Annotated in this window: 1 protein-coding gene; it reads left to right on the forward strand. The window is 31.9% G+C overall.

What is annotated here, in order from left to right; translation table 11 throughout:
• The first annotated feature begins 156 nt into the window (after nucleotides 1-156).
• Nucleotides 157-423, forward strand: a complete 267-nt coding sequence (locus tag DYY65_RS12965) for a ubiquitin carboxyl-terminal hydrolase 14 (RefSeq protein ID WP_162477015.1) — start codon at nucleotides 157-159, stop codon at nucleotides 421-423.
• Nucleotides 424-698: the final 275 nt, after the last annotated feature.

Raw genomic sequence — 698 nt, forward strand, 5'->3', positions numbered from 1 at the left:
TGTAATTTATTTATCAGCTATAAATTGCGCACACCAATTTGGTATTATTACAGGTGTATGGTTAGTTGAAATTGTTAAATGAATTATATCAAAATATTAAATATTCATAGTAAGGAAATTGAATCTTATATAAGATATAGCTACTATAGTTATTCCATGAAACATACTGATACTCATCTTCAGCAAGTAAATCAGCACATAAAAGCAAAGACACCAAATGGTTGTGAAGAATGTTTACAAATGGGTTCTGATTGGGTCCATTTACGTCTATGTTTGAGCTGCGGTCATGTTGGCTGTTGTGATTCTTCCCCCAATAAACACGCAACAAAACACTTCAAAGCGACGCAACATCCTATCATAAGGTCTTTTCAGCCAGACGAGGATTGGAAGTATTGTTATGTGGACGATGCCATGATTGAATGATTATACGAAAAATGGTACTACGTAGATAAATATAAACAAGAGCATGGAATACAATCAAAGAAAAATATATACAATAAAATCAGCTTTTACAACCATTTAAAGTTCAGTTATCTATACTTTTTCAGACAATGAGAATAAAAACTGCCCCCGCTGAAACATATTCAGTGATTCATTATTTAGTTTCTTGAATATCATTAGTTGGGTTCTAAAATTGAGTTGGTTAAATTCTTAAGTACCAGGTAGGTTAAGCTAACTAACTAACTAACTAACTAACT

Source organism: Nitrososphaera sp. AFS, from assembly GCF_009898475.1.
In the GTDB taxonomy this organism is placed as follows: domain Archaea; phylum Thermoproteota; class Nitrososphaeria; order Nitrososphaerales; family Nitrososphaeraceae; genus Nitrosopolaris.